The organism is Phyllobacterium zundukense, from assembly GCF_025452195.1.
In the GTDB taxonomy this organism is placed as follows: domain Bacteria; phylum Pseudomonadota; class Alphaproteobacteria; order Rhizobiales; family Rhizobiaceae; genus Phyllobacterium; species Phyllobacterium zundukense_A.
Genome location: NZ_CP104972.1, coordinates 622,542 through 636,321 on the forward strand (window position 1 = coordinate 622,542; position 13,780 = coordinate 636,321).

The 13,780-nt window shown below is 58.2% G+C and carries 10 protein-coding genes and 2 pseudogenes; 6 read left to right on the forward strand and 6 right to left on the reverse strand.

Annotated features, from left to right (window positions below):
- Window positions 1-104 precede the first annotated feature (104 nt).
- On the reverse strand, window positions 105-368 hold the full coding sequence (locus tag N8E88_RS10570; protein ID WP_262291703.1) for a DUF982 domain-containing protein: 264 nt from the start codon (window positions 366-368) through the stop codon (window positions 105-107).
- A 183-nt stretch (window positions 369-551) separates the two neighbouring features.
- Between N8E88_RS10570 and N8E88_RS10575 the strand changes: the two are divergent.
- A pseudogene (locus N8E88_RS10575) lies at window positions 552-1,418 on the forward strand (transglutaminase N-terminal domain-containing protein); the annotation flags it as partial.
- Window positions 1,419-1,538: 120 nt separating this feature from the next.
- Window positions 1,539-2,351, forward strand: a complete 813-nt coding sequence (locus N8E88_RS10580) for a transglutaminase-like domain-containing protein (RefSeq protein WP_262292410.1) — start codon at window positions 1,539-1,541, stop codon at window positions 2,349-2,351.
- Between the two features lie 17 nt (window positions 2,352-2,368).
- Here the strand turns inward: N8E88_RS10580 and N8E88_RS10585 are convergent.
- Window positions 2,369-2,557: pseudogene (locus N8E88_RS10585) on the reverse strand (DDE-type integrase/transposase/recombinase); the annotation flags it as partial.
- Window positions 2,558-3,383: 826 nt separating this feature from the next.
- On the opposite strand from N8E88_RS10585, the gene N8E88_RS10590 reads away from it, so the two are divergent.
- The 4 genes from N8E88_RS10590 (at window position 3,384) to N8E88_RS10605 (ending at window position 9,679) form a co-directional block, all read left to right on the forward strand.
- Window positions 3,384-4,682, forward strand: a complete 1,299-nt coding sequence (locus tag N8E88_RS10590; protein WP_262291704.1) for an MFS transporter — start codon at window positions 3,384-3,386, stop codon at window positions 4,680-4,682.
- Window positions 4,683-4,905: 223 nt separating this feature from the next.
- Window positions 4,906-7,779, forward strand: a complete 2,874-nt coding sequence (locus N8E88_RS10595; protein WP_262291705.1) for an ATP-binding protein — start codon at window positions 4,906-4,908, stop codon at window positions 7,777-7,779.
- Window positions 7,780-8,095: 316 nt separating this feature from the next.
- The gene (locus N8E88_RS10600) at window positions 8,096-8,860 is read left to right on the forward strand and encodes an SDR family NAD(P)-dependent oxidoreductase (protein WP_410010559.1); all 765 of its coding nucleotides are present in this window, start codon (window positions 8,096-8,098) and stop codon (window positions 8,858-8,860) included.
- Between the two features lie 66 nt (window positions 8,861-8,926).
- Entirely contained in the window at window positions 8,927-9,679 is a 753-nt protein-coding gene (locus tag N8E88_RS10605) for an SDR family oxidoreductase (RefSeq protein ID WP_262291706.1), read from the forward strand.
- A gap of 714 nt (window positions 9,680-10,393) precedes the next feature.
- On the opposite strand, the gene N8E88_RS10610 is transcribed toward N8E88_RS10605, so the two are convergent.
- Genes N8E88_RS10610 through mdcG form a run of 4 tightly spaced genes read right to left on the reverse strand, consistent with a single transcriptional unit; the run spans window position 10,394 to window position 13,772 of the window.
- Window positions 10,394-11,332 carry an acyltransferase domain-containing protein gene (locus N8E88_RS10610; protein WP_262291707.1) on the reverse strand — a complete coding sequence of 313 codons (939 nt, stop codon included), beginning with the start codon at window positions 11,330-11,332 and terminating at the stop codon, window positions 10,394-10,396.
- A 9-nt stretch (window positions 11,333-11,341) separates the two neighbouring features.
- Entirely contained in the window at window positions 11,342-12,289 is a 948-nt protein-coding gene (locus N8E88_RS10615; RefSeq protein WP_262291708.1) for an AEC family transporter, read from the reverse strand.
- The gene (mdcB, locus tag N8E88_RS10620; RefSeq protein WP_262291709.1) at window positions 12,286-13,176 is read right to left on the reverse strand and encodes a triphosphoribosyl-dephospho-CoA synthase MdcB; all 891 of its coding nucleotides are present in this window, start codon (window positions 13,174-13,176) and stop codon (window positions 12,286-12,288) included. Before mdcB ends, N8E88_RS10615 begins: the two co-directional genes overlap by 4 nt.
- Window positions 13,173-13,772 (reverse strand): malonate decarboxylase holo-[acyl-carrier-protein] synthase, encoded by a 600-nt coding sequence (gene mdcG / locus N8E88_RS10625; protein WP_262291710.1) that lies wholly within the window; start codon window positions 13,770-13,772, stop codon window positions 13,173-13,175. Before mdcG ends, mdcB begins: the two co-directional genes overlap by 4 nt.
- Between the last annotated feature and the right edge of the window lie 8 nt (window positions 13,773-13,780).

The window sequence follows — 13,780 nt, forward strand, 5'->3', positions numbered from 1 at the left end:
ACCAAGGGTGTTTTGATTTAACAGGTTGAAAAGCCGAAACCATTCGGATGCCTCACAACGGATACTATTGGCACGCCAACACGCATTACCTCGTTATCGTTTTGCTAATAATGCACCCAACTGGTGTTCTCGACATATATCTCTGCTTCCTTGGCAGCTTCGACGAAGACCGACCGTGCCATCTCGCCGGTTGCGTCGCCATCCTCCGCTTCCAGGCAAGCCTGTTGCGCCAAACCATGAAGCCTTCCGCGTTTTCCCGGCCATTCATTTGCGAGAAAGTCGGCCGCCTTAGTCACCGAACTGATGTTCCGGAGTTTGCCGGGTTGTGCCGATTCAACGGTCACCGATTTGAAATATATGTTTTCCATGAGCGAGCAACGCCGCAGGATGAATTGTGGTTCCAAATCAAGAATCGGATTTGGCGTTTTGTCCGGGAGAACATTTAATTGCGCGTACGATTGACGAGCGTAATGTGACGTGCATCAGTGCCTCTTTCGTGTACCACTACCGTGTCTCAGAAATTGGTCGGCTGTGCACAGTGACATTCAACTATGGCAATTTTCTCCGTGCGGCACATTACAGTATATCGCTACCAGCGACCGGTGAACTTCGGCGAACATCGGCTGATGTTCCGGCCTCGGGACAGCTACGACCAGAGGCTCCTCGCCGCAAGCCTGATGGTGGATCCGCAACCCGGTGATGTTCGCTGGATCCACGACGTCTTCGGCAATTGTGTCACGCTCGTTGAAATTCCTGTCCCGGCCTTTGAATTACGCTTCGAAACCCGCATCCGCCTTGACCATACACCCCAGGCGGCCCCGGATCTTCAGATAGACGCCGAAGCTCTAACCTATCCTTTCACCTATAGTTCGGACGAAATCTCGGATCTTGCGTGCACCATCGAGCGTCAGTACCTCGACGACGATGACGAAGTCGGGCAGTGGGCCCGGCAATTTGTCCATGTTGGCCGTCCGACCAACACCGGCGCCCTGTTGATGACGTTGTGCTATGCCATCCACGAGAGCTTTGCCTATGCGCGTCGTCTGGAGACCGGAACCCAGCCGCCGCTGATCACCTTGCGGCTGCGGCGCGGTACTTGTCGCGATTTTGCGCTGTTGATGATGGAGGCGGTGCGATCGCTCGGCCTGGCGGCGCGCTTTGTCACCGGATACGTCTATGTCGCCGAACGCGACGGGTCGGACACGCGCGGCGGCGGAGCCACCCATGCCTGGTGTCAGGTCTACCTCCCCGGTGCCGGATGGGTGGAGTTCGATCCGACCAACGGCATCGTCGGCAATCGGGATCTGATCCGGGTCGCAGTGGCTCGCGAGCCGCGACAGGCCATCCCGCTAACGGGAAGCTACGCCGGCGTTGCGGCGGATTATGCGGGAATGTCCGTGCAAGTAAACGTGACGACGGACGGCACCAATCAAGTTTTCGATGAGCAGCTCGGCGTGCCAACGGAACCGTCCGAGGCGGTCAGCGTTCCTCCCTTAGCTTTTGCCAAATCGTCAAAGACCGCTGAGACAAGGGCTACAATGAAAATCCGTGCCGGTTTCACATTGGGCTACGAATGCCCGCAACCAACCCCTATGCTGCTCATCCTCAGCATTCATCCGTCGCGCCGCGGCGATCTCTTGACCGATCAGATCCTGACCTTCGATCGTCCGATTGACGCACGGGACTACACCGACGGCTTCGGCAACGCATGCACCCGGATCGTGGCTCCCGCCGGCCTGAGCACGATATCGACCGACTTCGAGATCTACGACAGCGGTCAGCCCGATATTGTCGCCGAAGATGCCATTCAGCATGGTATCAATGATTTGCCGGACGACGCGCTGGTGTTTCTGCTCGGCAGCCGTTATTGCGAGACCGATCGCCTCGGTGATGTTGCCTGGTCCCAGTTTGCCTCGACGCCGCCCGGATGGCGCCGAGTTCAGGCAATTTGTGACTTCGTGCACAACCATATTACCTTTGACTATCAAAACGCCGATGCGCAGAGGACTGCGCATGGCGGATACGTTGACAAGACCGGCGTCTGCCGTGATTTCGCTCATCTCGCCATCACGCTTTGCCGCTGCATGAACATTCCCGCCCGTTACTGCACCGGGTATCTCGGCGACATTGGAGTTCCGCCCGACCCTGTTCCGATGGATTTCAGCGCCTGGTTCGAGGTCTATCTCAGCGGCCGCTGGATGACCTTTGATCCCCGCCACAACGCGCCGAGAATCGGGCGGATTCTTATGGCCGCCGGTCGCGATGCCACTGACGTGGCGCTTTCGACCAGCTTCGGTCCGTCGGTGCTGGCGCGCTTCGAAGTTGTCACCAAGGAAGTGCTGACAACCTAGAAATCTATTCCCTGGCCCTTTAATTGGCTCTCAGTATCACATTGAACGATCGCCATCCGATTGGTCTGGCTGCCATCAATCGTGATACAATCCAGTCGTCCATGACGCGCCAAAGCCTTGCAAATAAAGCGTTTCGCCGCCTTCAGATCACGATCTTTGCTGAAGGTGAACTCGACTGTATTCCCGTTGCCGTCAATGGCGCGGTATTGTCTAGGTGCAGAATAGGAGCCACGTCCACAACTGCTCGCGGCGCCGATGGCGCACGAAAGCATTCGTCGACGAAGCTGCTGCACGACGAGGTATTAAGCGTCCAGCTGCGCCTCTGTGCCATGATCGTCGCTGGGGAAAAGCCGAGACTAGCACCTCGATCATTGGTGGCTCAACCGCGACATTCCTGGCTACGTGGACCGGATCGTCGGAGGTCATTCCTATTCAAGTTGTTGACCCGAACGCGACCTTTGTTGTCCCCATGCCCGAATGGCTGCTTTGCGTCTCTCATGCACGAACCCGATTCGCGGGAGGGGCGTCTCGGCCGGAGATGGCGCTACAGGCATTTGACTTGACCGGGTAGAGGCGTCGATCTGACCATGGAGTTCCTTTCCACGAGAGGAACTCGCCATGGCTACCCTGTCGACCGATGCACCAATCTCTCCGCTTCCCTGGCGCAGGCATCACGACATGCTCATGCGCGGCCTGGGCTCCCATACCCAGCAGGACTACGTTCGTCACGTCCGGCGCTTCGCTGTGTTCCTTGGCTGCTCGCGCGCCAAAGCGGCGGGATCTCGTGCGTGCGCTGTGGTGATCATGAATTATCAGCACAAGCCGACGTGCTGAACGTGGAGAAGCGGCGCGGCTGCTCGAAATCGCACCAGCATCCATGTACAAAGGCTGCCGCCCATATCGGGTGTTGAAGGCGTTAAAGTCGCCGAACTGATTTGTGCCGATTCGTTCGCGGCTCGCGATCCATTTGCCACAGGTTGTTTTTTGCGCGAGGATTTAAGGATGGCCGAGGGTGCCTAGGGGAACACTCTATTGGACGATGACAGGCCTAATACGGAACAGAATATTTCTACGGCTGCCAGTTGGTACACGGTCATCGTTCTGTGCCTTGCCTTGCTAATTTCCTTCACCGACCGACTCGTCATCAATCTCGTGGTCGATCCTATCCGCGCAGATCTGATTCTGACGGACTTTGAGGTCAGCCTGCTGCAAGGCGCCGGATTTGCCGTGATCTTCGCCCTAGCAGGTTTACCGTGCGGCCGGCTCGCCGATTGGGCTAACCGCCGCAATGTAATCATGACCGGCATCGCGCTCTGGTCTGTAGCGACGATCGCCTGCGGAGTGTCTGGCGACTTCTGGAGCTTTTTTGCCGCGAGGGTCGCGGTGGGCCTCGGCGAGGCGGCGCTGGTCCCGGCAGCTTCGGCGCTGATCTTCGACAGCTTTTCTTCAAGACGGCGCGGCATTGCGCTCGGCATATTTTCGCTCGGCGCGACGTTCGGCACAGGCGTCGCGATGTTCGTTGGGGGTGTAGTGCTGGCTTTCGCCTCGCTGGAGCCGATTGCGTTGATCGGGCCGCTGGCGCCGTGGCGGCAGATGTTCGTGCTGGTGGGGATGCCGGGTCTGTTGCTGCTGCCGCTGCTTCTGCTCATTCGCGAGCCGCAGCGGCGGCACATCTCGGGTCTGCTGCCACTCGCGGGGGTACTCCGCCAACTGGGTGCCGACAACGGCGCAGTGCTCAGGTTGTGCCTGAGCAAAGGGGCGCTCGGGATTGGCAACTACGCTTTCCTCTCCTGGTTGCCGACACTCCTGCAGCGCACGCATGGTATGACCCCACTTGAGGCGGGCGGCCTTATCGCGTTGTCGATCACGACCAGCGGGGTCGTTGCATCGCTTGCCGGCGGCGCGCTCTCGGACTGGATCGTGCGGCGCTGGGGCGTGGCTGCCCGCATCGTCCCGCTTCTTGGATGCTGCACGTTGGCGATCGCAGGAGCCTCAACGACGTTTTTCGCCGCTACTGGGCAGCAGATGACGCTCTCCTTCGCCATCTGGGCCTTTGGTTCGATAAGCAGCTACGTGATTGGGCACGTCGTCATGCAGGAAAAAGTGCCGAACGAGATGCGCGCCACAACGATTGCGCTTTCTCTCACCATCACGGCGCTGCTCGGCATCGGGCTCGGGCCGACGCTCGTGCCATTGGTGGCCGAACATGTCTTCGGCGGCGAGGCGAGAATGCAACCGGCCATGGCGACGGTGAGCCTGGGCGCGGCGCTGCTTTCCTTTGTCGTGATCTGGCCTTCGGTACGCAAAGGGTTGAGAGCGATGGATGGGTAGGCCAGCGCCGGTTTCTGGAACTGCAGATCATTCTGCCGCCTCGATTTCATGAGGGCGCAGGCCCGCAGGAGGTTGCCGGTCCAGAACCCCTCCAGCAGCTTGCGGCGGTGTTCAGCTCTTTCGGAGCCTCATTGAATCTGGCTGCTTTCCATGGCATCGTCTATGAGATTTCGGCTAATACGTTTATTCAACATAGCCAGGGAGGGACGCTTCCGAGCGACCTATGCTAAACGATGTGGCGCCCATCTTACCAAACTTCAACCGCGCGTCTGGTTCGCGTTCATCGGGCGCCATTGTGTCGTTCGGCAGCTTCCGCCTGGACGGTGCCCGCCGGCTGCTGTTGCGGAATGGCGAGCTTGTGCGGATCGGATCCCGTGCGCTGGATCTCTTGATCGCCCTGGTTGAGCGCGCCGGCGACATCGTCAGCCGGCACGAGTTGCTTGATCTCGTGTGGCAAGGCGTAGTCGTCGATGAAGCGGGCGTCAGGGTCCAGATGGCCGCGCTGCGCCGGGCCCTTGAGGACGGCCAGGACGGAGCGCGGTATATCGTCAATGTCGCGGGCCGCGGCTACAGCTTTGTCGCCCCGATTGTGCGAGAAGACATCGATTCGGTGCCCCCGACGGTACTGCCTCAAGCGTCCAGGTCGCTTAGCCATGCGCCGCCGCCGCCCCGTTCGCTCATTGGCCGCGAGACCGTTATCGACAGCTTGAGCGGACTCCTTCTGGAGCGTCGTTTTGTCAGCATTGTCGGATCGGCAGGCATTGGCAAAACGACGGTAGCGGCTGCGATCGCGTTGCGCATGCAATCAGAATTCGCAGATGACAACATTGCCTTTGTCGACCTTGGAGCGGTCTCGGAAACCGGCGTGGTGCCAGGAGCCGTCATCTCGGCGTTGGGGTGTAAACTCGAAGGCACCGACCTTGTCGAAGAGCTTCTATCCTACGTCCGCGACAAGCGCATGCTGGTAGTCTTCGACAACTGCGAGCATTTGATCGATGCGACGGCCTTCCTGGCGGGGGAACTCGTTCGTGGTGCCCCAGGTCTGCATCTGCTGGCGACCTCTCGGGAATCCTTGCGTGTCGAGGGAGAGACCGTTCACCTGCTGAGCCCACTTCTGGTTCCCGACAACGAGCTTCCGACCGCAGCGGAGGCGTTGTCTACGGCAGCGGTGCAACTCTTCATGGATCGGGCGGTCGCGAGTGGATTTGAAGGCGGACTGACCGACATCGACGCGCCGATGGTGGCCGAGATATGTCGGCGGACCGATGGCATTGCGCTGGCGATTGAGATGGCTGGCAGCCGCGCCGGCGCCTATGGCATCCGTGGCGTGGCAGACTTGCTTGCGAGTAATGTGGAACTGCATTTGCCTGGACGGCGAAACGTCGCTCCGCGACATCAAACGCTCGAAACGATGCTCGACTGGAGCTTCAATCTGCTCACCGAGAAAGAGCAGATCGTCCTGGCCCACCTTTCCGCTTTTGTAGGGTTTTTTACGATGGACGCCGCGCGTTCCATTTCGGGTGACCACGCCAGGGCGGCGCTGGGCAGCCTGGTTGATAAAAGCCTGGTTTGGGTGCATCCGGTAGACAATGCTGTCTTTTACCGCCTTCCCCACACGACCCGTGCCTATGCGGCGACCAAGCTCAGGGAAATCGGAAACGCTGAGCAGATTTCCCGGCGCCACGCCCGCTATTTCGCGGATCTGTTCAAGGCGGTTGCGCTCAAGCCAGGCTTGTACGCCAACATAGAGCGTCATGCGCTGCATATTGGCAATGTGCGCAAGGCGCTGGAGTGGAGTTTTTCCGACAAGGCATCTTATGCGATCGGCATCGAACTTGCCGCCGATTCATCTCCGTTGTTTATTGGCCTCTGGCTGCTCGCCGAATGCCGCCATTGGTCCCATCTGGCGCTGGGCATAGTTCAAGGTCACAGCCGCGGATCCCAGCAGGAGGTGCGCCTGCAAGAAGCCCTGGCGATCTCATCAATGCATACACAAGGCAATCCGCAAGAAGTTCGTGACGCCATCGAACGCGGACTGGATCTTTCCCAAGCGGATGAAAGTTGGGTGCCGCAGATTCGTCTACTAGCCGGTCTCAGCGTCTTCTTGAGCAGGCTCGGTGACTTCGACGGTGGTTTGGACGCAGCCAGACGATGCATGGTTCTTGCAAAGCGCAATGGATCGCTTGCCGAAAAAGTAATTTCTGAATGGATGGTCGGCGCCGCCTGCCATCTCGCCGGTGACCAGGCCGCGGCCGTTGAGCACTGTCGACGCGGTTTCAAGCTCGAAGCCACTGTTGGGCGTGTCGACGTCAATATCTTCGGATATGATCATCATCTGCGCGCCGAAATCGCCCTGGCGCGCTGCCTATGGCTCCGGGGCTTCCCCAAGACCGCCAACGGGATGGCGCTCAGGCTCATGAACGAAGCAGAGCGGTCTAGTCTCCCGGGTAATTACTCCATTGCCGCCGTTGCCTCTATTCCTATCCTGCTTTGGGGTGGCGATACGCAGAACTCACGAGAGCACATCGAGCGGGTGATTGCTCATACTGAGAAACATTCGTTGAGAAGCACCGCGGCTGCGGCATGGGCGCTGAAAGGAGAATGGCTCCTGATGACGGGAGAGGCTGCGGCTGCCGTAGACGTCCTGCGACAAGCCCTCCACATACTTCACCTAGACCCATTTCGCCTGGTCATTCCCCCAGCGTCCCGCGCCTTGGCGGCGGCACTCGTCCATTGTGGCGAATATGACGAAGCTCGTGCATCCATCGCCGAGGCGATTTCTTCGGCCGAGAAAATGGGCCAAAGGCTGTGGGTACCTTCTCTTTACCGGACGCAAGCCGAGATTGCCCTCAAAGCGCCTTGCCCGGATATCGATGCGGCGGAGACGGCCTTGCGAAAATCCATCAAGCTTGCAACAGCGCAGGCTGCCATCGGTTGGCAATTGAAAGCCGCCGTTTCATTGGCCCGGCTGTTGATAGACAGCGGACGCAGCGTGGAGGCGTTCGGCATTCTGCGACCGATCTTCGAGGAATTTTCGGAGAGAACCGGCACAAGGGATCTCATGAATGCCGAACGCATTCTGGCATCTCTGAAATAGTTGAAAATTATCCAAACCCCAGCTCGACGGCGCCTTGCAACGCGGTCTCGAGGTCAAGGTGGCGCGACAATCAGCTGAAGACCCCAGCCTAAGCCAGAGCTGACATCGATGTTGCTGGGACACGAGCGAGAGATTGCGAGGACATTGCTGCGGACTAATAAAGGTGTTCACACCCCTCTATGCAGCGTTGCAAGCAATTGCTCTGATACACGCAGTTTTCCAGATTTTTCAACTCTTTACTCGATAGATTGTGAGCATCTAAGTATGTTCGCGGAGTAAAGAGCCGGAATAAACCGGCTTTCGAATCGTGGAGCATATGATGCAAGCCCGAAACAAAATTGCGATAGTGACAGGAGGAAGCCGCGGTCTCGGCCGCAATACCGTGGTCAGCCTCGCGCGCCGCGGGGTCGACAGTATCTTCACCTACAACGCGGCCCGCGCCGAAGCGGAGAGCGTAGCGGCGGAGGTGGCCGCGTCCGGACACAAGGCAATCCCACTGCAACTCGATGTGGGACAGGCCTCGACCTTCAAGGCGTTCGTCGAACAAGTAAGCAATGCGCTCGCCGGACTTGGCGCCGAACGCTTCGACTATCTCGTCAACAATGCAGGCATCTCGCATCACAATTCACTCGAAAAAACGACGGAAGACGAACTCGACACGCTCTATCGGGTCAACTTTAAAGGCGTGTTTTTCCTGACGCAAAAGCTGTTGCCGCTTATCAACGATGGCGGGCGCATCGTGAACCTTTCGAGCGGTCTCGCTCGCATCATAGTTCCGGGCAGCGCCCCATATGGTGCGCTCAAGGGGGCGATCGAGGTCCTAACCCGCTACCAGGCCAAAGAATTCGGTTCGCGACGTATCGCCGTGAACACAGTGGCCCCCGGGTCGATCCAAACGGATTTCAGCGGAGGCATGGTCCGGGACAATCCGGAACTCAACAAGCAGGTCGCGGCAATGACCGCGTTCGGCCGGGCGGGAGTTCCCGACGACATCGGGCCTATGATCGCATCTCTGCTGTCCGACGATAATCGCTGGGTGAATGCTCAGCGCATAGAGGTCTCCGGCGGCATGGCGATCTGACGGAGTGGCAGCCAAGGCGCAACGCTACTCACTTCGGCGCCGTCCAGATATGAAGAGGAGGTACCTATGGACATCAATTTTCAAGGCAAGGTGGTCTTGATCACCGGCGGGGCACGCGGCATAGGACGCGCCCTTGCATTACGTTTCGGGGCTCTTGGTGCATCTGTCGTCGTCAACTATGGTCACAGCGCTGACGTGGCCCGCGATACCGTCCGCGAGATTGAATCCGCTGGTGGAAAGGCAGTCGCCATCGGCGCTGACGTATCAAACGTCACAGAAATCGATCAGTTGTTCGACAAGACATCGGCCCTTTTCGGCAAACCAGACATCGTCATCGTCAATGCGGGAATCGAAGTTGTCGGCAAAACCATGATCGAGGTGGAAGAAGCTGACTTTGATCGCGTGTTCGCCATCAACACCAAGGGCGCCTTCTTCACTATGCGACGTGCGGCGCAGGACGTTTCGGACAATGGCCGCATCATTTTCATTGGATCCAGCTCCACGTTGATCCCAACAGCAGGCTATGCTCTCTACAGTGGAAGCAAACGGGCCTCCGCCTTTTTTGTCGAGGTCCTGGCAAAGGAGTTGGGCGCCCGCGGGGTGACGGTCAACTCAATCCTGCCGACCGTGACCGAGGGCGCGGGCTTGTCCGCCGGGGGGCTCCGGCCCGCAGTTCGCCATTTCATCGAGCAAAACAACCCGATGAAGCGCGCAGGTACGCCTGAGGACGTGGCTAATACCGCCATTTACCTTGCAAGTAATCTCGCGAGTTTCGTTAGCGGTCAGCATCTGCTGCTTAGTGGCGGCGGCCAAGCGTGATCACAATGTGGGAGTTCACCAAGGCTTTGGACAGGAAGCCAATCGGTCCCCGCGATATCGGGGCCCATGATCGCTTCGCTGCTCTCGGAAGACAAACGCTGGATCATGCGCCTCGCATTGAGGTCTCGGGCGGTATGGCGATCTGGGCGGGATAGGATGCGGCTACCTGCAGCGCTTTCTACCTCGTTCACCCTGGTTTCGGGGGTGTTAACCGATGAATACATTCACGGCGGCACTATAAGACAACCGCAAATCATCTGGTGGAAGGTTTCGTGAAGGCGGCGGCAGTGGAACTGCCTCTGGCATTCGCATCAACTGCGTCAGCCCCACCGTTCTAGAGGAAGCAACCGCCTATCATGCCTTCTTCACAGGCTTCACTCCCGTGCCGGCCGTAGAGGTCGCGCTGGCTTATCTGCGTGCAATCTCGACGCCGATTACTGGGTTGAATCCTCAAGTTACACAAGTCCGATAGCTGACCCAGCACGATCGCCGTTGGCGGATCAGTTGCCGCCAATCCGCATGTTTGGCCGTTCGGGACACCGCGCCACGGATGAGATCCCGGACTGATGTGGTTCCACTGTCAAATAGGCTTGCAGCATGAAATTGTACGTGGATCTTTTCCCCGATCCCCGGTGCATTTCTGGTCCAGCCGAAACCATGCTTGCACCCCTACGAGCCGCAAACGACCCTTCACGTTTCGATGCGCAGCGAGGATCAGGCGGATGCGTGAATTGCCAACCACGCGCCGGCGCCCTCCAGGGTTTTGAAGTCTTCCAGACCTCTTGTCGAAACTCCTTGATAGGCGCCAGCTACCATATCGCTGAGAGCCGCACCCGGACCGAGCTCTAGAAAGGCATTCGCACCCGCCTCAATGCAGCCTTGCAGGCAATCAGTCCACAGTACCGTTTGAGATAACTGGGCCGCTAGTTTATCGAGACCAGCCTCGGCCTGGATCACTGGCGAGCCGTCAATTCCGCTCAGAATACGCAGGTCTGCATTGGGAGGAAAATGCAAGCGAATATGGCTCAGGCTCCTGCGGAATTTCTCTGAGGCTCTCGTAAGTCGGACAGTGTGCGAAGCGACCTCAACAGGAACCTCCACCACATTCTTGGCTCTCAACGATTTCGCCGCCAAACCCAGTGACTCAAGTGCTGCACGGCTCCCGCCAAGGACAAACGCGTCGCCCGGGTTGACAATAGCGATATCAACATGGTGATCCGCGCAAAGGTTGTCCATTGTTTCTCGCGACAATCCGCGAACGAAGAGCAATCCATCTCCTGGATTCGTAGACTGGTCCATGACTTCGGCCCGGCGCGCAACAAGGTCCAGCGTGTCTGCCATGCTCATGATATCTGCGACACCCCACGCCGCCAGTTCGCCAACGCTGTAGCCGGCAATGACCACCCTGCCCGCCACCTTGTTGCCCAGCGCCGTCGCGGCTGCGAGAGCTTGAAGTACGCAAAGGATCTGACTAATTCGATTTTGATGCAAACATTCGTACGTTTCCGTCTTCACGATGTCACGAGGATCACGGCCCCCCAGCAATTTGGATGCATGTTTGAAAAGGCTGTCGGCCTCAGGCACATTGGCCGTCAGGGCGAACATGTCGGGATGTTGCAGGCCTTGTCCTGAACACAAGATCGCAAGGGTCATATCAGGCGCTCATTGAGGGAAGAGGACAACGATGGCTATCGCCATCGTAACGACGCTCATAGCGGTGCTGGCGATAACCATGGAACCTGTGGCAGCAGAGTCCAGGCGATAGTTTACAGCAAACAAGATACCGAAAAATCCGGATGGAACGGCCGCAAGTAAGATTGCAATTTTAGCGGTTTCCGCGGAAAGAGGTAAGCCGAATGCAATGGCTGCCATCAACAACGGTCGAACGATATCAGCCATCCATGCGGCGCAGACGACGATCCAGTTCATTCGAAATGCCTGAGATGACAGAACCAGGCCAGTCAGAAATAACGCCACACCGGGGGCCGATTGTCCGATCAATATGAGGCAGGAATCGATGACCCGGCCGGTTGCCAACCCGGATAAAGAAAAGAGAATGCCAAGAGCAGGTGCTAGCACGACCGGTTTGGTCAGCGCATGCCACAGCGCCTTGGCGATACGTTTGCTCCTCGACTCAGCTACCGCGCCCTTTTGAACATTCAGTTCGACGATAATAAGTGAGAGTGGACTGACGATGATCGAACCAGCTGCCAGTGCGGTGGCGATCGGAACCGTTCCCGTGGGTCCGAGCACGGCGGATATCATGGGAAGACCAACGCCGGCTAGGTTTGGAAAAGCTATTGTCAGGGCCTGAAGTGAGGCGTCCGCCTTGCTTGCTTTGGATACGAGATGAGCAAATGAATACCAAGCCAGGAACATTGCTAGCATGACCAGACCGAAGGTCGCGAAGAGGGAGGCCTGAGCGAACATCTCAACGCGGGACGCGGATGCAGTTGCTACAAAGAGTGACGCAGGGAGCGCGAAATTCATCACAAGTGCGTTAAATCCATCGACATGGTAATTATCGACGATATGCAACCGCCCGGCGCCATAGCCTAAAAACATCACAAAAAAGACAGGCGCCAACGCCAGGAAAATTGCATAGGTCATGTGCAAACTGACCTCTCGTAAGCATCGACAAAGAGGGTCATGGCGAGTAGGTCTGCTGCCCCGCCTGGACTAAGCGAGCGGGCAATAAACTTCTCGTGAACTGCTTGAGCGGAACGGCGCCAACCCGGCCTACTGACACCTCCGGCTTGGAGGAACCTGCGGGCTGAGCTGCGTGCAAATCGAAGACCTTCCAAACCTCCCCGATGCAGGAGGTTAGTATCTTTTATGGACGCTATGAGGGCGAAACAGGTCTCGATCCGTGCTGCTTCTGCATCATCCGGTGCACGGCGAGCACCTCTGCGCAAGGCGTTTAATCCCACGCTGTAGATGCTGGGAAATCCTAAGGCTGCTTCCATCCGCGCGCCGCCGGCTCCATAACGACGTGAGGCCCCGGTCCCGTGGCTGTGCAGAAGGATGGGGCCATTTATTATGTCCTTGCCCCAGAGGTTGGACACAACTGCTCCCAAGCTTGTTTCAGCATCGATTCGTCCACCAGTTCTGGCGCCTGCTGCCGCACAAAGTAGTCCCAACCCGAATATGGCTCCACGATGGGTGTTGATCCCGGCGGTCGCTGCGAACATAGCCGCTTCAGCTTCGAGGCCAATCACCCTTAGATTTCCCATGCTGCTACCCAAGGCGCCAGCGTTAGCTAAAGCGTAAAAATAGGGCGCAATAGCCCTCGCGCTCGCCCGGAACGTCTCGGCTGTCATGTCGTTGTGGCTACCCGCGTCAATATGGCTTACCAGGCCGGGCTTTGGCCACGTCTCCAATTCCAGAAGCAGGCAGCTTATCGCCAGCGCCGCTATTGCTTCAATCGCAGGGAGATAGGACGCTTCCCGAACTGCGGCATGTGTTTGCTCTACGATTCGCTTCTGGGCGGTTGTCATCGAAAAATCTCGCCGCAAAGAAAGGAGCCTGCGTCTCGCAAGGCTATCTCATCATGCGTCTTGACCAGCACCGCGCGCGCTCCTCCACTGAGCTCGCGCCAGTTCACAGCGGCTCCATCCTCACGGACCAGTTCTCCATCGAGTCGCATTGGGGCAGCAGCCTGGATCGCCGCGAGGTCGGCCACAAGCCGAAGAATATCCGTACTGCGATGGATATGTAGTAGCAGGTCGAGATCAGAGGTGTCCGTGACATAGGGCAAACCCGTTAGCGCGCGCCATGCCAGACTGCCAAAAACTCTTGGCTCCAGCGAATGTTGCGAAGCGACTGCAACGACACGTTCCAGGATGCATCGCCATGCACGCGGTGCAGCGCTAACGACCAACCCAAGCGCCGGGGGCGGCGCGGTAGATACGATTTCTTCGGGCTGCAGCACGAAGGAGAGCCTTCGCTTGCCGGCTGACGGCGGCAATGGAAGACCCAACGGTATCCCACGCGCCTCCCCCGGGACGGCGCGCCGACCTATCAATGGCCATCCCTTCTCGACCCAATGGGCAACGAGTGGGTCAGCTGCTAACTCGCGCCGTGTCTCCAGCATACATGCCC